This is a genomic window from Croceifilum oryzae, from assembly GCF_030814315.1.
GTDB lineage: Bacteria > Bacillota > Bacilli > Thermoactinomycetales > Thermoactinomycetaceae > Baia > Baia oryzae.
Genome location: NZ_JAUSUV010000004.1, coordinates 243,896 through 265,058, shown reverse-complemented (window position 1 = coordinate 265,058; position 21,163 = coordinate 243,896). Strand labels below are relative to the sequence as shown.

General features: G+C 39.1%; 24 protein-coding genes. 18 read left to right on the top strand and 6 right to left on the bottom strand.

Annotated features, from left to right (window positions below; genetic code table 11):
- Positions 1-9: 9 nt before the first annotated feature.
- From J2Z48_RS05965 to J2Z48_RS05940, 6 genes are all read left to right on the top strand, one after another.
- Positions 10-699, top strand: coding sequence for a response regulator transcription factor (locus J2Z48_RS05965; protein WP_307251754.1), 690 nt, complete (start codon positions 10-12; stop codon positions 697-699).
- Positions 696-2,498 (top strand): HAMP domain-containing sensor histidine kinase, encoded by a 1,803-nt coding sequence (locus J2Z48_RS05960; protein WP_307251753.1) that lies wholly within the window; start codon positions 696-698, stop codon positions 2,496-2,498. Before J2Z48_RS05965 ends, J2Z48_RS05960 begins: the two co-directional genes overlap by 4 nt.
- 112 nt (positions 2,499-2,610) lie before the next feature.
- Positions 2,611-3,300, top strand: a complete 690-nt coding sequence (locus J2Z48_RS05955) for an N-acetylmuramoyl-L-alanine amidase family protein (protein ID WP_307251751.1) — start codon at positions 2,611-2,613, stop codon at positions 3,298-3,300.
- Positions 3,301-3,336: 36 nt separating this feature from the next.
- The gene (locus tag J2Z48_RS05950) at positions 3,337-4,155 is read left to right on the top strand and encodes a polysaccharide deacetylase family protein (protein ID WP_307251750.1); all 819 of its coding nucleotides are present in this window, start codon (positions 3,337-3,339) and stop codon (positions 4,153-4,155) included.
- A 114-nt stretch (positions 4,156-4,269) separates the two neighbouring features.
- Positions 4,270-5,346 (top strand): oxidoreductase, encoded by a 1,077-nt coding sequence (locus tag J2Z48_RS05945; protein ID WP_307251747.1) that lies wholly within the window; start codon positions 4,270-4,272, stop codon positions 5,344-5,346.
- A 39-nt stretch (positions 5,347-5,385) separates the two neighbouring features.
- Complete coding sequence (locus J2Z48_RS05940; RefSeq protein ID WP_307251744.1) at positions 5,386-6,249, top strand: metallophosphoesterase; 864 nt, start codon at positions 5,386-5,388, stop codon at positions 6,247-6,249.
- A 40-nt stretch (positions 6,250-6,289) separates the two neighbouring features.
- Here J2Z48_RS05940 and J2Z48_RS05935 read toward each other — a convergent pair whose 3' ends face one another.
- Positions 6,290-6,580 (bottom strand): DUF3817 domain-containing protein, encoded by a 291-nt coding sequence (locus J2Z48_RS05935; protein WP_307251741.1) that lies wholly within the window; start codon positions 6,578-6,580, stop codon positions 6,290-6,292.
- A gap of 206 nt (positions 6,581-6,786) precedes the next feature.
- Between J2Z48_RS05935 and J2Z48_RS05930 the strand changes: the two genes are divergently transcribed.
- The gene (locus tag J2Z48_RS05930) at positions 6,787-7,566 is read left to right on the top strand and encodes a DUF6585 family protein (protein ID WP_307251740.1); all 780 of its coding nucleotides are present in this window, start codon (positions 6,787-6,789) and stop codon (positions 7,564-7,566) included.
- A gap of 22 nt (positions 7,567-7,588) precedes the next feature.
- Here the strand turns inward: J2Z48_RS05930 and J2Z48_RS05925 are convergent, their stop codons facing one another.
- Positions 7,589-8,884 (bottom strand): purine/pyrimidine permease, encoded by a 1,296-nt coding sequence (locus J2Z48_RS05925; RefSeq protein WP_307251738.1) that lies wholly within the window; start codon positions 8,882-8,884, stop codon positions 7,589-7,591.
- 191 nt (positions 8,885-9,075) lie between these two features.
- On the opposite strand from J2Z48_RS05925, the gene J2Z48_RS05920 reads away from it, so the two are divergent.
- Together J2Z48_RS05920 and J2Z48_RS05915 are read left to right on the top strand one after the other, a co-directional pair.
- Positions 9,076-9,621: a flavodoxin family protein gene (locus tag J2Z48_RS05920; RefSeq protein WP_307251735.1), complete on the top strand. Its 546-nt coding sequence runs from the start codon at positions 9,076-9,078 to the stop codon at positions 9,619-9,621.
- Positions 9,622-9,656: 35 nt separating this feature from the next.
- Complete coding sequence (locus J2Z48_RS05915; RefSeq protein ID WP_307251734.1) at positions 9,657-10,832, top strand: iron-containing alcohol dehydrogenase; 1,176 nt, start codon at positions 9,657-9,659, stop codon at positions 10,830-10,832.
- Between the two features lie 46 nt (positions 10,833-10,878).
- Here the strand turns inward: J2Z48_RS05915 and J2Z48_RS05910 are convergent, their stop codons facing one another.
- Complete coding sequence (locus tag J2Z48_RS05910; RefSeq protein WP_307251732.1) at positions 10,879-11,271, bottom strand: thiol-disulfide oxidoreductase DCC family protein; 393 nt, start codon at positions 11,269-11,271, stop codon at positions 10,879-10,881.
- A 109-nt stretch (positions 11,272-11,380) separates the two neighbouring features.
- On the opposite strand from J2Z48_RS05910, the gene J2Z48_RS05905 reads away from it, so the two are divergent.
- The 6 genes from J2Z48_RS05905 to J2Z48_RS05880 all read left to right on the top strand — a co-directional run bounded on the left by J2Z48_RS05905 (position 11,381) and on the right by J2Z48_RS05880 (position 14,670).
- Positions 11,381-11,725, top strand: coding sequence for a metal-sensitive transcriptional regulator (locus tag J2Z48_RS05905; RefSeq protein WP_307251729.1), 345 nt, complete (start codon positions 11,381-11,383; stop codon positions 11,723-11,725).
- A 118-nt stretch (positions 11,726-11,843) separates the two neighbouring features.
- On the top strand, positions 11,844-12,323 hold the full coding sequence (locus tag J2Z48_RS05900; RefSeq protein WP_307251728.1) for a DUF2975 domain-containing protein: 480 nt from the start codon (positions 11,844-11,846) through the stop codon (positions 12,321-12,323).
- A 9-nt stretch (positions 12,324-12,332) separates the two neighbouring features.
- Entirely contained in the window at positions 12,333-12,551 is a 219-nt protein-coding gene (locus J2Z48_RS05895) for a helix-turn-helix domain-containing protein (RefSeq protein ID WP_307251727.1), read from the top strand.
- Complete coding sequence (locus J2Z48_RS05890; RefSeq protein WP_307251809.1) at positions 12,551-13,354, top strand: DUF817 domain-containing protein; 804 nt, start codon at positions 12,551-12,553, stop codon at positions 13,352-13,354. Before J2Z48_RS05895 ends, J2Z48_RS05890 begins: the two co-directional genes overlap by 1 nt.
- 238 nt (positions 13,355-13,592) lie before the next feature.
- Positions 13,593-14,492, top strand: a complete 900-nt coding sequence (locus J2Z48_RS05885; protein WP_307251726.1) for a GAF domain-containing protein — start codon at positions 13,593-13,595, stop codon at positions 14,490-14,492.
- Entirely contained in the window at positions 14,485-14,670 is a 186-nt protein-coding gene (locus J2Z48_RS05880; RefSeq protein WP_307251725.1) for a hypothetical protein, read from the top strand. Before J2Z48_RS05885 ends, J2Z48_RS05880 begins: the two co-directional genes overlap by 8 nt.
- 77 nt (positions 14,671-14,747) lie before the next feature.
- Here the strand turns inward: J2Z48_RS05880 and J2Z48_RS05875 are convergent, their stop codons facing one another.
- Both J2Z48_RS05875 and J2Z48_RS05870 read right to left on the bottom strand, forming a co-directional pair.
- Complete coding sequence (locus tag J2Z48_RS05875; protein WP_307251723.1) at positions 14,748-16,244, bottom strand: solute symporter family protein; 1,497 nt, start codon at positions 16,242-16,244, stop codon at positions 14,748-14,750.
- Positions 16,245-16,565 (bottom strand): DUF485 domain-containing protein, encoded by a 321-nt coding sequence (locus J2Z48_RS05870; RefSeq protein ID WP_307251721.1) that lies wholly within the window; start codon positions 16,563-16,565, stop codon positions 16,245-16,247.
- A 272-nt stretch (positions 16,566-16,837) separates the two neighbouring features.
- On the opposite strand from J2Z48_RS05870, the gene J2Z48_RS05865 reads away from it, so the two are divergent.
- Together J2Z48_RS05865 and J2Z48_RS05860 are read left to right on the top strand one after the other, a co-directional pair.
- Complete coding sequence (locus tag J2Z48_RS05865) at positions 16,838-18,442, top strand: bifunctional metallophosphatase/5'-nucleotidase (RefSeq protein ID WP_370872886.1); 1,605 nt, start codon at positions 16,838-16,840, stop codon at positions 18,440-18,442.
- Between the two features lie 99 nt (positions 18,443-18,541).
- The gene (locus J2Z48_RS05860; RefSeq protein ID WP_307251720.1) at positions 18,542-18,775 is read left to right on the top strand and encodes a nucleotidyltransferase domain-containing protein; all 234 of its coding nucleotides are present in this window, start codon (positions 18,542-18,544) and stop codon (positions 18,773-18,775) included.
- A gap of 188 nt (positions 18,776-18,963) precedes the next feature.
- Here J2Z48_RS05860 and J2Z48_RS05855 read toward each other — a convergent pair whose 3' ends face one another.
- The gene (locus J2Z48_RS05855; protein WP_307251718.1) at positions 18,964-19,449 is read right to left on the bottom strand and encodes a GyrI-like domain-containing protein; all 486 of its coding nucleotides are present in this window, start codon (positions 19,447-19,449) and stop codon (positions 18,964-18,966) included.
- Positions 19,450-19,568: 119 nt separating this feature from the next.
- Here J2Z48_RS05855 and J2Z48_RS05850 point away from each other — a divergent pair, with 119 nt between their 5' ends.
- Positions 19,569-21,158, top strand: coding sequence for a right-handed parallel beta-helix repeat-containing protein (locus tag J2Z48_RS05850; protein WP_307251717.1), 1,590 nt, complete (start codon positions 19,569-19,571; stop codon positions 21,156-21,158).
- Positions 21,159-21,163: the final 5 nt, after the last annotated feature.

Sequence of the window (21,163 nt, the reverse complement as noted above, 5' to 3'; positions counted from 1 at the left end):
AGTTAACTTATGAAAAAAACGATTTTAGTGGTAGAAGACGAAGAGATATTGCGTGAAATCATTAAGGATTATTTATTAAACGAAGGCTATAGTGTTCTAGAAGCGACAGATGGAAACCAGGCTTTATCTCATTTCGAGGATCATGAAGTCCACTTGGTTATTCTCGATATTATGTTGCCGCAATTAGACGGGTGGTCTGTTTGTAGACGAATCCGTAAGACATCTAATGTGCCTATTATTATGTTAACAGCCCGTGCTGATGAAGATGATACGTTGCTTGGTTTTGAGTTGGGCGCAGATGATTATGTAACGAAGCCCTATAGTCCCCCGATTTTATTAGCAAGGGTCAAACGACTTATGGAAAGTAGATACTCTTCTTCTGTAGTGGAGCCTGTAAAGAACGATACGTTACACATTGATGGGATTGGGATTCATATACCATCTCGAAACGTTACAGTGGGTGAAGAGCCTATTAATCTGACTCATACCGAGTTTGAAATCTTATTGTACCTAATGCAAAATCAAGGAATTATTATCACCCGAGAACAGCTGATTACAAAAATTTGGGGCTATGAATTTGCTGGTGATGATCGGACAGTAAACAGTCACATTCGTAACCTGCGTCACAAATTAGGAGATAAAGCTCAATATATTGTTACAGTCGTGCGGGCGGGTTATAAATTTGAGGGAAGAGCATGAAAAAAGGAATTGTATTTAAGTTGTTTTTATTTACAACTGGATTATGCCTGCTGATTATCGCAACTATTTTCATCGGGCAAACCGTGTTTTTTGAACGATATTATGAAAGTCAAAAAGAAGCTGATTTGAAAGAAAGAGTCTCCACTTTCCATGGAAAATACGTAGCAGCAAAAGGCGATTCTACTAAAATCAGGTCTCTTGAGCAGGAGTTTCATCGTGACTATGCCATTTGGATAACGACGTTAGATAATCAAGGAACCATGAAGTATGGCAATGATTTTTCCATAGAAGTCCAGGTACAAGAGGAGATATTCCCTAGACTTAAGAAATATCCTCAAAAAATTATTCAAATACCCATGTATAACTTTGTAAATGTTGAGGATGAAAAGAGCAAATCTAACTTAGTGGTGGGGAAGGATATTACCATTCGAGGTATTGAAAAGGATAATATCTTTACTCCATCAGGGATATATTCAGGGAAAAATATGCCCAATGAGCAGTTAGAAGATAAATTGGATAAGGTAGAATCCAAACAATGGAACATTGTTATAGTAAAAGGGACAATCAAGGAAATACATTTCCCCAAGAGTGATGTAGCTTCTAGTTTCATTTATACCAATCGAATATTCCTTGAAAGAATGAAAAGCTTTCAAAGTAGCTTAATAGTGACCGGATCTCTGTCTGATCGGGATGGATACGCTGTAAGGAGTTATGGAAAAGGTCAATACTACGTGGAAGACTATGGCGAGAGTGGTATTACCTATAAAGTATTAACACAACCCATTCTAGATCCTGATGGGAAAACCAATTATTTGTTCGCTATGACTTCTCTACAGCCTGTTAACGAGGCAGTTCAGATGATAAACGGGTACTATGTTTATCTTATTATCTTAGTCCTCCTGCTTACTATGCTCCTTTCTTTTTACTATTCCAAGCAAATTGCGCGACCTCTGCTTCAAATCAATGAGACGACCCAAAAAATGGCACAGCTTGATTTTTCGGAGATGATTTCGGTCGATTCAAAAGATGAAATCGGGGATTTATCACAAAATATTAATGAGCTTTCTAATAAATTACAGTCTTATATTGAAAAATTGCAAGATGATATTGAGAAGGAAAAACAGCTAGAGAAGACGCGAAAAGAATTTATTGCGGGTGTGTCACATGAGCTGAAAACACCTTTAAGCATCATGAAAAGCTGTGTCTCTATCCTACGGGATGGGGTTGCAACACATAAAAAAAACCATTATTTTAACGCAATGGAAAAAGAAGTAGACAAGATGGATATGCTCATCGTGGACATGTTAGAGTTGGCAAAGTTTGAATCAGGGACGTACAAACTAGAAATGCAGTCATTCTATATCGATGAAGTGATGGAACAAATTTGTGATCAATTGATATGGAGAATGGAGAAAAAGCATTTACAGTTAGAGAAAGAACTGGATCACGTCGGAGTGACCGCCAATCAAAGTCGGATTGAACAGGTGCTCACGAACTTTATTACAAATGCAATCCGTTATACTCCAGAGGGAGAACGAATTGTCATTTCCACTATTATCGAAAAAGATCGTGTAAAAGTATGTGTAGAGAACAAAGGGGCTCATATCCCCCAAGCGCAGCTCGATAAAATTTGGGAACGCTTCTATCGCACTGATGCAGCGCGCCAACGATCAACTGGAGGCACCGGGTTAGGACTTTCTATCTCTAAAAACATCTTAGAATTGCATGATGCCATGTATGGTGTGCAAAATACAAAAGATGGTGTTCTCTTTTATTTTTATCTGAAAACAAGCGTGTAGGATAAAATTTCCACACGCTTGTTCGTTTCTTTAACTCATGTTTATGTCGTCTGCACCTGATCTTGATATAAATTCTTTATGATCTCCTTAGAACAAGCAAAGGAGATTATTTATGAAAAAGAAGATTATTATTTCCATTTTACTAATCGCATTATCCATCGGGATTGGTTATCAATTTCTCGATTTAGATATAGTTGATAAAGTTACCGCAGAAGACCTACGCTTGAAAGGGAAAACCATTATACTTGATCCAGGGCATGGAGGAATGGACCAAGGAACAAAAGGAAAAAAACAGGGAACGATTGAAAAAGATCTAAATTTAAAGGTAGCGAAAAACATCAAGAAAGAATTAGAAGAAAGAACAGATGCCAAAGTCATTTTGACACGTGATACAGACACTAGCGTACTACCTCAATTAGATCAGAAAAAAGAACTTCAAGCTCGTGTGGATATGGTAAAAAAGGAATCTGCAGACATATATGTGAGTATTCATCATGATTCTTATGAAGACCCCAACGTAGAAGGAATTACGACTCATTATACTGCTTTTCGATCGGATGATAAGAAGCTAGCACAGCTTGTACAAAAAGCTATATTTGATCAAAAGATTGATAGTCGTGATCGAGGAGTAAAAGATAGTGATTATCTAGTTCTCAGAGAAAATAAAGTGCCAGCTATTTTAATTGAATTAGGATTTACCTCAAACGAAAGCGATGAAGTACGAATGAACTCTACGGAATTCCAAGATAAAGCAAAAAAAGGAATTGTAGATGGTATTATTGACTTTCTTTCAAAAAAATAGGGGTCTACTACACAGATCATCGGGGAGTCGATTGAGATGAGGATTTTTAAAAAGAAGAATCGAATTATCATCATTTTAGCGAGTATGCTATTACTATGTTCCGCTGTGCTACTATTTTTCAATATAGATTTAAATGCTTCAAAGCCTGCTGAAGCGAATCAAACTGAAACGAATCAAAAAATAGCAAATCCCGAGAAACCTGTAAATCCCACCAACTCTGATCAGACAAAGAAAAGTGAATCAAAGAAAGTCGTCTATCTAACATTTGATGACGGACCCAGTAAGTTAACCGAAAACTTTTTAGATCTATTAAAGGAACATAATATCAAAGCCACCTTTTTTATGATCGGAAAAAACATTCAAAATCCTGACTATCAAAAAAATATGAAGCGTGCAGTAGACGAAGGCCATTATATTGGGGCACATAGTATGACACATGATAATACGAAACTGTATAAGAAAAAACAATTTCTTTCTGAAATGGATAAAACAACATCCCTTATCCAGGATGTTATAGGACAAAGTCCCAAACTAGTTCGACCTCCATATGGTTCCGCGCCAGGTTTGAACAATAAAGGTATTCGAGACCAAATTGCCAAAAAAGGATTGAAAGTTTGGGACTGGACGATTGATTCGAATGACTGGAAACTCAAAGATAATCCTAAACAGATCATTGAAAATGTAAAACAACATACCTCCAAAGACATAGAGGTTGTGCTCATGCACGAAACGCCTCAAACATTAGAAGCATTGCCTGAAATTATAAAGTTCTATAAAGATGAAGGATATGAATTTGATGTATACAGCGAATCAGCACATTTTGTATGTAATTTTCAAAAAGATGAACGTTTGTAATCTGGGATCATATCTACTATTTCTATAACTCTGTATTTATAGCTCAATATGGCGTGCATAGGAATTTTATATATAATGTAGCTATATGACTGAATGGATCAGGGGGATCTCTCATTGAGTATAGCAAAAGTGCGAGTTGGAATGATTGGTTATGGATTAGCTGGAAAAGTATTTCATGCTCCATTACTAAAAGCAAATGAAGGTTATGAAATTGTAAAAGTAGTGACAACGCGAGAAGAGGAAGTTGAAGCAGACTTGCCTGAGGTTGAAATCGCGTATTCGGCAGAAGAAATCTTTGAAGATTATTCGATTGATCTTGTCATTATTTGTACACCTACAGAATCTCATTATTCCTTAACCAGAGCCGCTCTACAAAGTGGAAAACATGTTGTCGTGGAGAAGCCATTTGTGGTTACATCAGCAGAAGCGAAGGATTTGATAGAATTAGCTCGTGAAGAAGAGCTAATTCTTACTGTTTTCCAGAACCGTCGTTGGGATGCTGACTTCCTCACTCTGCAAGAATGTATGAGCCAAGGTTTATTGGGAGAGATCCATACGTATAAGGCACATTTTGATCGGTATCGTCCAGAGGTAAAACAGCGTTGGAAAGAGCACTCCCTCTCTGGTGGGGGTGTGCTTTATGATTTAGGGGCTCATTTAATCGATCAAGCACTCACCTTATTTGGCATTCCGTTAACCGTCTGGGCAGATGTACAATCACAACGGGCTGGTTCTACAGCTCCTGACTACTTCCATATTATTTTTGGATATGAAACAGGTTTACGTGTTGAATTGCGTGCAGGATCACTTGTTATTCAGCCAGGGCCAAAGCTTGAGGTGCATGGTCTAAATGGAAGTTTCCGTAAGTTTGGATTGGACCCACAAGAGGAACAGTTAAAAGCAGGAATGACGCCTACTTCTGAAAAATGGGGACAGGAAGAAGTAGCCAATTTTGCAGAGGTAACGACGATTATTGACCCTTTGAGCGGAGAACAGGAAACATTTTCGATTCCAAGTATTGCGGGCAACTATGATCGTTTTTATGATGAGGTGTATGATGCAGTGATTGATGGAGCTGCTTTGCCAGTCCATCCAACAGAGGCTTTAGAAGTGATTCATGCAATTGAATTAGCAATAAAGTCGTCTAATGAGAAAAGAGTCATTCAGTGGTTTGATGAAGTGGAATATTGATTGACCCACGGAACTCTGTAGAAAGGTGAATCGAATAGAATGAAAGAAAGTCGAAAGATCAGCCGAAGGAGTTTCCTGAAGAAAAGCATGTATTATTCAGTGGGGACGATAGGTGCTTTAGGTTTGTCGGGTGCTTACTCCCGTTGGATCGAGCCGTATTCGATCGAAACAACTAATATTACGATTAAGCTTTCTCATTTACCGACCGCATTTGAGGGCTTCCGAATCTGTCATTTTAGTGATTTGCATCTAGGATTTCATATGGAAGCAAAAGATTTAGAGCCTCTATTTGAGCAGATCCAGTCTCTGAAGCCAGATTGTATTTGCTTTACTGGAGATCTTTTCGATCATCATTCAACGGGAGCTTCTGAAACGACACGCTATCTAAGCAAATTAGAAGCTCCGTACGGGAAGTATGCTGTACTCGGAAACCATGATAATTGGGGCAATCGAGAGGCTGTAAATCGAGTTTTAACAAAATCGAACTTTACTATTTTGCATAATGAAAATAGGCAAATAAAAAAGCAATCCGATTCTATCTATATCGTTGGAGTAGATGATCCATGGGTGGGAGGCGCAGATATTCTTAGCGCACTACAGGGGGTGCCGAAAGATACTTGTAACATCTTATTAGCTCATGAGCCAGATTTCGCAGATGAGTTTTGTCAGTATCCAATCGATTTACAATTATCTGGGCATAGTCATGGAGGACAAGTTCAAATTCCATTTATCGGAGCACTTCACACTCCACCCCACGCACAAAAATATATTGATGGTTTATATCAAGTTGAAAACTCTTCTATGCAAGTCTATACAACGAGAGGAATTGGAATGACCCGAATGCCGGTTAGATTTAATTGTAGGCCTGAATTAGTTTTGATTACACTAAAATCAAGTAAATAAAAAATTCCCGAGTATGCGCATATACTCGGGAACCTTTTATTTATACTTGATCACGAAGCTTTCTCTCTAAGACAAACGTTCCAAACGGGATTACAGATGCAAGAACAGCTCCAGCTACTTTTGTAACAGGCCATTTGTATCGTAAGGTTACAATGCCTAAAACGATCATAAACCAGACAAAAAGGATACCGTGTAAGCCACCCACGATGGTCACAGCCAAAGGTTGGTTAAACATGTATTTCAGTGGCATGGCGATAAATAGGAGTAGTAAGAAGGAAATTCCTTCAATAAATCCAACAATCCGTAATTGGTCAATTATGTTTCGAAACATCTTTATCCTCCTCATTCCAAATCTAGTACTATAGTATCAACTATGAAAGGTATATTCATTTCTAATTCAATATATTTGTTGCGATTGTATGAACGGTTATATGATATAATTTTGTTATTTGTTAAACTCTTTTTATTACTCTTTACATGGAACATGATATTTGCTATAAATTTCTTATATTTCCAGTTGCCAAGGGGGCAGAGAAAATGGTCCAGTATGATGATTCACAACTGGGAGACAAAGGAAAGCTATACTCTGTTAATAAAGGAAAAGTATTGACCATTTCACTTTTATATGGCTTCGTGGCCATTTTGATGAGTGCTGGGTGCGTATATTTTACTTGGAAAGCACAGCAAGGAAAGGCAGACGTGCTTCTAATCAGCCAAATGATTGCTACAGGGATGTGTGGTTTGTTTGGATTTGTCATGATGTTATGGAAAGGAAAAGATCTTAGCGAAAAAGTTCGATTGTACCAAAATGGGATTATCGTGTTTGGTCGTAAAAAAGAGATTTTGTTACCTTATTCAAGAATGGATCGAATCTACTGGAACATTAGGAGCAAACGGAAGTGGTCTGGAAAAGAAAAAACCATTCACACTCTAAGTATTGATTCTCTAGATTATGACGAAGAAATCTCCCTATCAAGTAAGCGGTTGGTAGGGGCTAAGGAACTAATGGAGCAGGTGGAAAGAGGCGTAAGTAGTTGGCGTCTGGATATTTTATGTGAAACCTTATCAAAAGGGGAGGAGATACATTTTGATGATGTTTCTCTGCACATTGATTATGTACGCATCCCGGATGGCTACATAAACTGGTCTAACTTTGGAGGTATCACTCTGCAAAATGGCATGGTATATCTTATCAACAAACAAGATGAGCCGTTTTATGGAGTAAAGCTATCCAAATTCCCTAATTTCTCTCTTTTCACTAACGTAACGCAACATATTTGTGAGCAACATGAGCAGCAAAAAGAAATCGTTGTATAAAAAAAGGTAGCCTTTCCACAGGCTACCTTTTTTCTGGTTTCCAAATCAATTCTAATAGGATGGATAAAATCATCCCAACTAATAAACCATTCCCAACTATACTTTGCACAATGGTAGGCATAACTTGAAAAAATTTCTCTGGAAGTGACATAATCCCAACAGCCATTGAGATAACGATCCCTAAAATCGTCATTCTTCTTGCATCCAATGGCTCTTGGAGAACGGTGTTTAATCCTAATCCAAACATAGTAGGGAAAGCTGCTAGAAGAGTCGCATAGGCGATCGGTCCAGGTAGTTGTGCGAGAAATCCAGTAATGATAGGAAAGAAAGAGAATAAAGCAAGCGCGCCACATGCGATTAAGAAAGGTCTTCTTTCCTTTTGTCCAGTCATCCGAATAAAGCCCGCCGCAACCGAAAGTGGCACCATCCCTACTGTCGAGAATACGGAGCTTAAAAGATTCGTTACTCCACCCATCAAACCAGCTCGATTGAGAACTTTTGAGGAAGGGATTGTCGTATCAGAAATCGTTTTTTGTACGGCGTTGATACTGGCTACTGTGTTAGACATAAGAACAAGTGAAACCAAAATACCTGTGATGATCATGCTTCCATTCCATATAGGCATACCCCAAGCAAATGGAGTAGGGAGTTGAAACCATCCCGTGATGGAAGGAGCGTCTGCGTGATATCCAATGAAAGTGAAAGCGCCCCAACCGAACACGATTCCGATTAGAACCGCAAAGCTTTTTAACCAACCTTTTCCCCAAGTAGAGAGGGAAAATACCAGAATGACTACGCCAATGGAGACCATAGCTTCTAGAAGGTGAGGAGTTGGTTGATTTTTACTAATTCCTAAAGCCCCTTGCATAAATGTCCCACTTAATTGGATCGCTAGTACCATGAGGTAAGATCCTGTTACCAAAGGTGTAAAGAGAAATAACAACTTTTGAAACCAACCGATCCATCCCGTAAAGATTAAGATGAGTCCACTCACAATCATGGCAAATTCGAGTGATTGAAGTGTCAGCTTTAGATCGGTTCCTTGTGCAGAGGCTAACCCGCCAACGCCAATAAATATCCCTAACCAGATTCCAGCAGGACCATCTAACAAAGGGAGACGGTGACCTAACCACCCCTGTAGCAAAGAGGAGAGACCAACGATAAAAAAAGTTCTTTGCATAAGTTCTGCCACTTCTACATGACTAAGGTGAAACACACTTCCGATTACAACAGGAAGGGCTAATGCATTTGCTAATAGAAAGACCAACCATTGAACAGAGCCCATGGTGGTCATCGTGAAGCGATTTGCTGAATTCATTGATTTTCATCCTAACTACCACATATTCTCATCATAAGTTAACATTCTAACATAAAATGTGATTCATACATAAAATCAAAACGAAAAAAGGGTAAACTATCAATATACCTACAATGAAGGAAGAAGGGACTCCATAGACAACTGAAGAATTAATCCAAATGGATAATCTGATAAATAAAGGAGAAATCATAATGAAGATCTTAGCACTTAATGGAAGTTCTCGAGATAATGGAAATACAGAATATATGGTAACATCCCTATTAGAAGGGATTGAGGCAAGTATTGTAGATTTACGGAAGTATACGATCAATCCTATTATAGACAAAAGACATGATCCTGAAGGATTCGGACCTGTTGATGATGATTATGATACGGTTATCAGTCAAATTCTGGATCAAGACATTTTGGTCTTTGCAACCCCTCTCTATTGGTACGGAATGTCAGGCCACATGAAAAATTTTGTGGATCGTTGGTCACAGAGTTTGCGTGATCCACGTTATGATTTTCGCAAGATCATGTCCGAAAAAAAAGCTCTTAGTTTAATCGTAGGTGGAGATCGTGTATATCAAAAAGCGTTACCCCTTGTACAACAGTTTGCATTGATTTATGATTTTATGGGAGTAGAAAATCTCGGATACGTAATCGGGAGTGGATCAAAACCCCAAACCGTTCAAGCAGATGGGCGAGTTGCGGGCGATCTTCGCTTTTGGAATGAATATCTAAAGCAAACGATTTAATATCTGAGTAGACAACCAGAAGGAGCGAACAGCACATGGAGTCATATGTAGCGTATAATCCAACGAAATGTATCTTTGGAAAAGATCGTCTGTCAGAGTTAAAGAATGAGATTCCACAATACGGTAAGCGGGTTTTATTGGTTTATGGTGGTGGAAGTATCAAGAGAAGTGGTCTTTATGATAAGGCGATGGGATATTTACAGGAAATAGATGCAGAGGTATTTGAACTAGCAGGAATTGAGCCTAATCCACGTGTAACAACTCTACATAAAGGAATTCAAATCTGCAAAGACGAGAATATTGATTTCATCCTCGCCATCGGTGGTGGTAGTGTCATCGATGGTACAAAAGCAATTGCTGCAGGGGCAAAATTTGACGGAGACATTTGGGATATCGTAACGAAGAAAGCAACTGCCCAAGATGCACTTCCATTTGGAACCGTGCTTACCCTAGCTGCAACTGGCTCTGAGATGAATGCGGGTTCTGTGATTACGAACTGGGAGACAAACGAAAAGATTGGATGGGGCTCTCCTTATGTGTTTCCTAAGTTCTCCATCCTAGACCCGACACATACGTTTACAGTGCCTCTCGATCAAACGATCTATGGAATGGTAGATATGATGTCTCATGCTTTGGAGCACTACTTTAGTCCGTCTCCTAATACTCCTTTGTTAGAAGGGATGACGGAATCGCTTTTATCCACAGTGATTGAGACAGCACCGAAGTTGCTAAAGGATCTTCAGAATTATGAGCTTCGGGAGACGATCATGCAATGTGGCACGATCGCTCTTAACGGCACCTTGAATCAAGGGATGATTGGTGACTGGGCTACACATGGCATCGAACATGCGGTATCTGCTGTTTACGACATTCCCCACGGTGGTGGTCTAGCGATTATCTTCCCAAACTGGATTCAATACGCAATCCAAAAAGGGCACACTCAAAAAGCTAAGCAGTTAGCAGTAAGAGTGTTCGGTATTGATCCAGCTGGTAAGTCGGATGTAGAACTCGCAGAGCAAGCAGTGAAAGAGTTGCGCAATTTCTGGGTCAGTATAGGAGCTCCAAGCCGCTTAGCTGATTACAACATCGATGATTCTAAGATCCAACTGATGGCTGAGAAGGTTGTCAGTATTAGCCCGTCAGGAGTAGTTGGACGTTATAACCTGTTAAAGCAGGAAGATGTATTAGCGATTTTGAAAATGTCTTTGTAACAACACCCTATAAAACAACCTCCTTCATCAATTGAAGGAGGTTGTTTTATAGATAAAAGCGATTACGCACTTCTGGAGTTGGAATCATACATACTTCGCTTTTTCCAAACCAGCGATATCGATTTTTCGCAAAACGACGATAAAGGTTGTCCCGGATAGATTCAGGAATGAGAGACAACACGTACAACAACTTCCACCCTTTTCCTAGTTCTCTAATGATTCGTAGAACGGCAGTTGAGTGGGAGTAAAGCTTATCACCATCTATGAAATACATACTATCTTCTAACTTGACTCCGTTTTCCGAAACCCAGTTTTGTACAAAATCGGATTGCAAAGAAGCGAAACGGAGTTCTTTTTTCTTATCATGTTTTAGAAGGAACTGCACTCGATCGTTACAAAAGTTACAAACGCCATCAAATAAAACAATTTTTTGTTTCATATGGATCGTCCATTCTGATGTAAGATGTATTTACCTCTAGTATAGCATGAACATTTGCTTTTTTGGCTTCCCATACCTATACAGGGTATACTAGATATAAGAGGTGAGTATGTTGAAAGATGAAAATCTACTAATACATTCTAGTGATGATCCATGTTGTAGCGGTAAAAATGAAGAGCGGAAGAGCCATCATTCAGATGAAATGAAAAAAAATATGATATCTCGATTAAATCGGATCGAGGGGCAAATTCGTGGAGTGAAAGGCATGGTTGAACGAGATGTATACTGTGATGATGTGTTAAATCAAGTAGCAGCCATTCAAGCAGCCTTAAATAGTGTAGGCAAATTATTATTAGAAGGACACATGAGGAGTTGTGTGATCGAGAGAATCCAAGCCGGAGACGATGCGGTTGTGGATGAGCTTCTTACTACTATGAAAAAATTAATAAAATAAATAGGAAAGGATTATTACTTGTCTATGACATACAACGTTCAAACGATATTTTTTTATTGTAAAACGATAAATCATGAATTATAATTACCTTAACTATAACAAAGTGAGGTATCTTTTAATGAATCATGGATCCACGCTATTTCTAAAGATAGTTGTTTTTCTGATCGGTATTCCCGTTCTGGCTTTATGTTTATATGGTTTGTTTTGGTTCATTCACCACCCATTCAATTCCAATTATTCCTATATCATGTATCCTATTTTAATCGGCGTATATGGATCAGCGATCCCGTTTTATATTGCCTTGTACAAGGCTTTGCAACTTTTAAGCTATATTGATCGAAATAAAGCTTTCTCACAAATGTCTGTTACTTCCTTGCAACAGATAAAGTACTGTGCAATCACCGTTAGCGGGTTGTATGTGGTACTAATGCCATTTATTTATCTGGTAGCTGAAAAAGACGATGCCCCAGGGCTTATTATCATTATTGGGATCATCCCTATCTTTGCGTCTACAATCATCGCAGTATTTGCTGCTGTTCTGCAAAGGCTTTTACAAGAAGCGATTGATATAAAATCAGAAAATGACTTAGTGGTCTGAGGTGGTAGTATGGCAGTAATCATTCATATTGATGTGATGCTCGCGAAGAGAAAAATGAGCGTGACAGAGCTTTCGGAGAGGGTTGGGATCACGATGGCTAATCTTTCTATACTGAAAAATGGAAAAGCAAAAGCGATTCGCTTATCCACTTTAGAAGCGATTTGTAAGGCGTTAGATTGTCAGCCTGGAGATATTTTAGAATATAGAAGTGACGAGGATCCTTCATGATGAGAGCACTAAGACAGCTCATTCGGTTTGGTTGGGAGCAGGCTTTATCTTGCTTATTTCCAGTCGTGATTTTCACCGCTTTAGCATTTACACAAATGGTGCCACTTCCTTTTCTACCACGGTATGATTGGCTCCTGATTATTTGTCTTTTGATGCAGTGGTGTATGGTGTATTCTGGGCTTGAGACAAGAGATGAACTAAAAGTCATCACCTTGTTCCACCTGATTGGACTAGCTCTGGAACTCTTTAAGGTACACCTGGGTTCATGGTCATACCCAGAGGAAGGATATTTCAAAATATTCGGGGTTCCTTTATATAGTGGATTTATGTATGCAAGTGTAGCGAGTTATCTTTGTCAGGCATGGAGGAGGTTTAACGTTGAGCTGGTGAAGTGGCCATCGTTTTTACTAGTAGTCCCTATTGCCACAGCAATTTATGTAAACTTTTTCACTCATCATTATTGGATTGACATACGCTGGTGGTTATCCGGACTGGTCGTAATTGTCTTTTGGAAATCATGGGTTACATACGAGGTTAATGGAACTCGTTATCGCATGCCGCTAGCGCTTTCTTTTGTCCTAATCGGATTTTTTATATGGGTAGCCGAAAATATCGCAACGTTTTTTGGAGCTTGGAAATATCCGAATCAAGCGGATGCGTGGAGTCCTGTTCATTTGGGGAAGGTGAGCTCTTGGCTCTTATTAGTGATCGTTAGCTTCCTTATTGTATCGACATTAAAGCACTTGAAAAAGTCTCAATCTATCTCCATTCAGCTACCATCTGATGTTCATTTTAAAAGTTAATTCAGCTCAGCATGCTGCCCTCTTTTGGATTTGAAAGAGGGCTACTTTGCAAGGAATTAGATCTGGTGTATATTTTTTACTTCTCTAATTCACCACACTATACCATCGTATGTTCCTTCACATATACTACATGATAGCGAAATCATCTTGATATTTTCATGTTATTTTTTTAAGAAAATAGGGAATATTTCATTTTAAACACCGTATGTTACCTTTTCTTCCTCTGAAAGGGGTAGTGATGATGAACTGGGATGCCATTTTTGAGTTTTTTAAAACCCTTGATGAAAATGGGGGTTGGTTTTTTGATTTTTTATCATTTTTAGTGGCGGGCACGCTAGCGGTAATTGTTCTTATTTACTTTTACCGCTTAGCTAGGGGGGATATTGACTGGTTTGGAAGGAAGATTATCGATCAGGAGTCAATTGAGGAAACCGAAAAGATAAAAATGGAGTTACAGGAACAATTAACCGTGGTAAAAAGCGAAAATGCGCAATATACTCAGGTAATCCAAGAGCAATCCAAAAAGCTAACTGAAATCCAGAATTTATTTACGGAGCTAGATAGTAAGTATGATGACGAAACGTATTTCACAAGCCAAGTGATGTACGCTGCGCAAGAGGTGGCAGCCGCGATAGCAGCGACAAATGAATTTGAAGGGAATCGGGATGATACGTTTGATTATCTATTGGACTATCTCATTAATAGTTTAAAAGGATTTCGAGAGAAGAACCCAAGAATTGTCATTCATGTGCAACATAGCAAATCAACAGAGAAATTGAGTCATTATGTACATTCTAGTGGACATTCTCCCCGAGTAAAAGAGTATGAACCGATTATTGATGGAAGTGCCGCAGGACGATGTTGGAGGACGAACAAGATCTACTATATTCCAGATACAGAGCAAGATTCAATCGAGTATGAAAGAATTGAACTAGTAACAAAGCAATATCGTAGTCTTCTGTGTATTCCCATTCATGCAGGCCCTGATAAAAGTAAGCGAATTGGAGTTATGTCCCTGACGGGCAGAGAAGTTCATGCATATGAACAAATAGAGATCGAAAGAGCTGTTCTATTTAGCTATCTATTATACCCTCTCATCTATACAGATCTAAAGAATAGGGGGGCACTACATGGATGATTTTGAACATCTATCTCAAAATGTCCGTCATGAGTTAAGTAGACTATACCGCAATGGAGAAATCACCAAAAAGCAACTGATGGAGCAGATGAAAAATGGTTGGTTTGATCACGAGCGTATGAAGATTAGGGAGAAATTTCTAAAGTGGATCAAGAAAGACACTCCTTCACAGGATTGATCAGGAGCAAAAGGCAAGCACCATCTTGATGTAAGATGGTGCTTGCTAATGTTCACTATTACTGGACGAAATCCAGTCTAATCTTTCATACCAATGCCTGTATTGGCCCTTACATACAACTCTGTGTATGATTCCTCAGAGGTTGTATTTTTTGATAAAAGCGTACCTAAAATGGCACCTATAAAACCAAGTGGGACAGAGAGGAGTGCTGGATTTTTGAGCGGGAAAATGGCGCTAGCTTCCATCACATTAGGACTAATGATTACCAAGATGATCGAGCTAAGTAAGCCTGTTAACATACCAGCTACTGCTCCGTAAGTATTAAAGCGCTTCCAAAACAAACTAAAAATAATCACTGGTAAGTTGGCACTAGCTGCTACAGCAAAAGCAAGTGCAACTAGAAACGCTACGTTCTGGTTTTTGCACAAAAGGGCTAAGATGATCGAGATAATTCCTACTCCAACAGAACCATATCTTGCAACCTTTATCTGCTCTGATTCTGTCGCTTTACCATTACGTAGTACATTTGCGTAGAAGTCATGGGCAAATGCTCCAGCTGCTGAGATGACTAATCCAGCTACAACAGCTAGGATTGTCGCAAAAGCAACTGCTGAAATGAATGCGAGGAAATAGGGTCCGCCAAGAGCTTCTGCTAGTAATGGTGCAGACATATTACCTGATTTGTCTGCTAACATAATCTTGTCTTGACCTACAAGCAAGGAAGCCCCAAATCCTAAAAATGTAGTCATGATATAAAAAGCTCCAATAATCAGCATGGCCCACACTACTGATTTTCTTGCTTCTCTCGCGGTAGGAACTGTATAGAATCGAATTAAAATATGAGGTAAGCCAGCAGTTCCGGCAAGTAGGGCTAAGCCAAGGGAAATATTATCAAGTGGATTTTTGTATAGCTTCCCTGGCTCTAAAAAGGATTGACCATATCGTTCTGAAACTTGGTTAAACATCTCTACCATGCTGAAGTTAAACTTACTTAAAACAAGAAAGCTTAAAATCACTGTACCTGCCATCAGAAGAACAGCTTTAATGATTTGTACCCAGGTGGTTGCGAGCATTCCTCCGAACACAACATAGAAGATCATCAGAACGCCGATGATAATGATAGATAATTCGTAGTCTAAGCCGAGCAGAAGCTTAATAATGCCGCCAGCTCCAACTAATTGAGCAATCATGTAGAAGGTAGAAATGGTAATCGTACTAAGAGCAGCTACTGCACGAACAGGCTTTCTACTCATCCGATAGGCGAGCATGTCCGCAAGAGTATACTGACCTGTGTTTCGTAAAGGTTCAGCTACTATAATGAGAACTACCAGATAAGCAACTAACCAACCCACAGAATACATGAAACCATCAAATCCATTTAAAGCAATAATCCCGGCAATCCCTAAGAAGCTAGCTGCACTCATATAATCGCCTGCAATGGCAATGCCATTTTGCCAACCTGAGATTGATTTTCCTGCTACATAAAAGTCTGCTGTAGTGCTTGTACGTTTAGATGCCCAGTAGGTAATCAACAATGTTATAAGGACTATGATTGAAAAAAAGAGAAATGCCATTTAGGATAAACCCTCCTTTGATAGGTCTTTTTTGATTTGTTCAATCGTTTGATCCAGTTGATTGGCGTGTCGAACATAGATAAAAGCAAGAATCCATGCCATAAAAAATTGAGAAAGGGCAAAAAGATAAATTCCATTTATTGAACCAAAAACACTTTTGTTTAATAAATCTGTATAACCTGCTAGTACAGGGAGTGCAAAGTAATACAAAACAAAGAATATTGCCGAAAAAATCTGAAATTTTTTCCTCTTTTTCATTAGTTTAATAAATTCCGATGAGCGAGCAATTTGCGCCCATTGATAAGACTGTCTTGGCTCCAACGGGATTCCTCCTTGGGATTTCATTACGTATATATATAACATATAACGTATATATATAATATAGCATGCACAAAGAAATAATTCTATTTTTTTATCTATATTTTTACTATGTTTATATCAATTTATTAAATAGAAATACGAGAGTTGCTTCCATTAATTATAAATTATATAGAAAATAGTTACTTTTGTGCTAAAATGAAAACGTTGCAGTCAAATTGATGGGTAAAGCTGATTGATCGCAATGATGAGAATATAAAGGAGAGTTGATATTTTTGAAATATCCAATCAAACGCACTTCAATCGGATTTATGACCGGTGTACTTATCTCAGCTAGTTTATTAACAGGCTTTGATAGGGGAGCGAATGTAGAAGTTGGTGATCCAGATCTACATTTGCAAATTCTCAGTATCAATGATTTTCATGGACAGATTGATAAAGCTGGGAAAGCAAATGATAAAGTGACGGGTACTGCTGAATACCTAGCTGCACATCTCAAACAACGTGAAGCACAAAACAAGAATACACTGCTCGTCCATGCTGGCGATATAGTGGGAGCGAGCTCTCCGGCATCTGCATTATTGCAAGACGAGCCGACTATTGATATCTTAAATAAGTTGAACTTTGACGTGGGCACAGTAGGTAATCATGAGTTCGATGAGGGTTTAACTGAGCTAAAGAGAATGATTGATGGAGGTTATCATCCAAAGACAGGATTCTTTAAAGGAGCAAATTTCCCCTATATTGTAGCCAATGTATTAGACAAGAAGACGAAGAAGCCAATTCTCCCTCCGCGTGCTATTAAAGTAGTAGAAGGTGTAAAGATTGGATTCATCGGAGTTGTTACCCAGACCACCCCGAGCGTTGTAACGCCAGAAGGGGTAAAAGATGTAATCTTCACGGATGAAGCAGAAGCTGTGAATCAACAAGTAAAGGAATTAAAGAAACAAGATGTCAAAGCGATCATGGTTTTAGCGCATGAAGGTGGATTGCAAGATGCTTCTACGGGCAAGATTACTGGTCCGATAGCAGACATCGCCCAAAAGCTTGATCCGGAAGTAGACGTTGTATTTGCTGGCCATAGTCATACATATTTAAACGGAACAGTGGATGGCAAGATGGTTGTACAAGCAGGTAGCTATGGAAGTGCTTTTGCTGATGTGGATCTAGTGGTGGATAAGAAAACGAAAGATGTTGTAAAAAAATCTTCTGAGATCGTTTATACCTATCATGAGGGCATAACGCCTGATGCTCGTACACATGAAATTGTGGAGAAAGCGAAAGCCAAAGTAGCTCCGATAATTAGTAGGGAGGTTGCGCAATCTTCAGGAGTTATTACAAGAGCAGAAAATGCCTCTGGTGAGTCAGCACTCGGAAACTTTATCGCAGATTCGCAACGCTGGAAAATGTCAACAGACTTTGCTTTTATGAATCCAGGAGGCATTCGTGCAGATATGCCAGCAGGGAAAGTTACATGGGGAGATCTTTTTACCATCCAGCCATTTGGTAACGATCTCGTTTCGATGAAGCTTACTGGGGAGCAGGTAAAAAGAGTGCTTAATCAACAATTTCAAGATCCAGATCGTGTTCGAATGTTGCAAATTAGTGGTTTAACTTATAAATGGGATAGTGCTCGTCCTGCTAATGATCGAGTATATGATTTGAAAAAATCAGACGGAACAGAGATTGACCTAGCAAAAGAGTATACCGTAACAACCAATAATTTCCTTGCAACGGGAGGAGATGCATTTACTGAATTCGGAAAAGGAACTCATCGTACTGTAGGGCCTACGGATTTAGATGGTCTGGTAGAGTTTATAAAACAATTACCACAGCCTTTCCATGCAGAAATAGAAGGGCGCATTACCAAAGGGAACTGATTTACACAGGTAACTTATCAGGCTAAGATAAGTTACCTGTGTTTTGTAACGTTATTTTATTTTGTTTCAGGATCAAACACATGTCAGGAGGGATTTTATTTGATTTATTCCCCAGAGCTTAATCTGGTTGTAGAGATAATGAAGCCGTTTCGTTATCCATGGTTTATCGCTGGTGGCTGGGCCTTAGATTTGGATCATGGTAAACAAACACGGCTACATAAAGATGTGGACTTATGTTGTTTTCGCGAAAACATACACGAGTTGCTGAACTATTTTTCGGATTGGAACCGGCAGGTCGTTATTCCGGGTGATCATCATAACGTCAGTTGCTAACTGTAGCAACTGACGTTATTTTCATTTCTCATTTTCGCCAAAATCCTACTAATTTCTCAAAACTATAGTTAACTCTATCTAGTGAGAAGTAAATCTAATTAGATAGCACATGAAAAATACTGTAATTAATAAGGGTTTGTCTCCATCTGATACATCAAGGTTACAAAATATTTGTTTTGTAACCTTGATTAGGCTTGTTTTATTGATATATAGACATCCACAACCGCCTTCTCTGGATTTTCGCTTCTTTCATCATATAATTCAAAGTCTCCCGCGAAGGCTCTCTCTAGGTCATGCTCTTGAAACCATTTCCAAATTCCTTTCCACGTTTCGGGTACTATTTGATGAACCGGACCTACTTTCGAGCTAAAAACCAAATATGCAGATGCAGGAAGTCTCACTGTTACTAGATCGTCATTTGGTCGATTTGTTTCAGATATTTGTTGTCCGATTAACATCAAATAATCTCCCTCATCCTTATTTTCATACTGAGTATAAACTCCGAGCACTTCTGTTGAAGAAGACTGAATGATCTTGTGAGAAATTTTCTCTGTGTAAAAACGACTCCATAGTTTAGGGATATCTCCTGAATCGGAAACTTCTCGCTTGTTGTTTGTTTTTACGGCAATTCCTGTGATTAACATCTCTTCCTTGTGAATTAACTTTGGTTCCATGTCGCATGAACTCCCTTTTTGTGGATCTCAAATACACTGACTCTATTTTTCCATTTTATACTAATACATCAGTAATATACATATCCATATTATTAGTATTCTTTTGGGAGGTGAGCACCTTGCAAGTTGCCAGGATCTCAATCAGTAAGGTCGATAGAACCCCTTATGAACAAAATGATGTAGGTAGGTTCCAACGCGCCATTTCATCCCTGCAAGATGGCGGTGAACTAATCGTCCCTAGCGGAACCTATTATCTAGACTCCGTGCTCATCAGAAAGCCAATCCACATTAGATGCGCTGGGGTTGTTGAGTTCATTCCCACAGATCGTAATAAAGATATTTTTATCATTGAAGGAACTCGAAATGATCTCTCCTATCAGCTACTCGAACCAGCAAATCGACGAGATCAGAAAATCAATCTTTCGATAAATCCAAGTGATATCAAACCTGGGGATATGATTGTTGTAACAGATGATTCGGTGCGATTTAAGGATAACCACACTGATCTAAACACAGAAGTACATGAAGTTTTTTATGTGGAGAATAATACAATATGGCTTCGAGATTATATACGCTTACCCAAGTCCCCTTCCCCATCCGGAGTAAATGTATATAAGGTAAATCCAGTAGAGAATGTAAAAATAGATGGTTTTCGGTATCGGATGTTAGAAGGATCCACTTGCGGAAGAGGTATTTATGCTAACTATGTTCGCAATCTTCAGGTTACAAATATTCAAGGAACAAGGGGTGCCGGATCTGGAATACAGGTGCGAAAAGCGATCCAAACACGCGTAGAAGGTTTTGAATTTACCAATCCTCAAGTAGTTGGTGGCGGTCAAGGTTACGGGATTCAATTTTTCGGTGGGTGTAATGGTATTACCGTTCGGGATGGATATACATATGGAATGCGCCATTCAGTCGATCTAGAAGGCTCGTGCGAAGCATTGATAGATAATGTAGTAGATGTTTGTGCTGCTGGAGCCTCTTTCTTGCTTAGTCACAATGGTTATAGCTCAGATATTACGATTCAAAACTGCAGGGCTATTAACTCAGCTGGAACCGGGATTGTAGCCGATTCACAAGCAATCAGTTCAGGGAATCCTGATAAGTCCTCTCCCCTTCAACTTACTTTTTATGGCTTTCAAATTCGTAACTGTGAAATTATAAATTTCAGCTTTGGCAACGCAGGAATCCATTTCTATTCCCCGTGTAAAGAAGTATTTATCGAAGGATGTAAGATTCGATACCGTTCAGGGAGTGAACAAGAGCTATCGAAGTTATCAAACGCCGGTATTCGCTTATACCCTGCTCAAACAGATGCTCGAATTGCGAACTGTACCATTGAAGGTTACCGGAGGGGTATCGCTTTTCAATCTCCCGCAGGTGACTATGACAATCGTGATGATTGCCAAATCCACATAAGTAACACAGTAATTCGAAACTGTTGTTCAGCCCTCTTCTTTAACCACGGTCGTTCAAAGAGGTTCCGAATCTCTCACGTACATTGCGAGGGTATTGAACAGCAGTTTATTGAATTAAACCAAGGGGATTTTTCTTATCTTCAGATAGAAGATGTGACGATTATCCGTTCTCCCAAGTTGCGATTTGCCAACCATAAGATACAGATGACTAGCAAAAAATCAGCTGGAGCCGTTCGGAATATATTTATCGACAACAAGGAGTTCTCTCCCCTTCCGCACATCCCATAAGAACA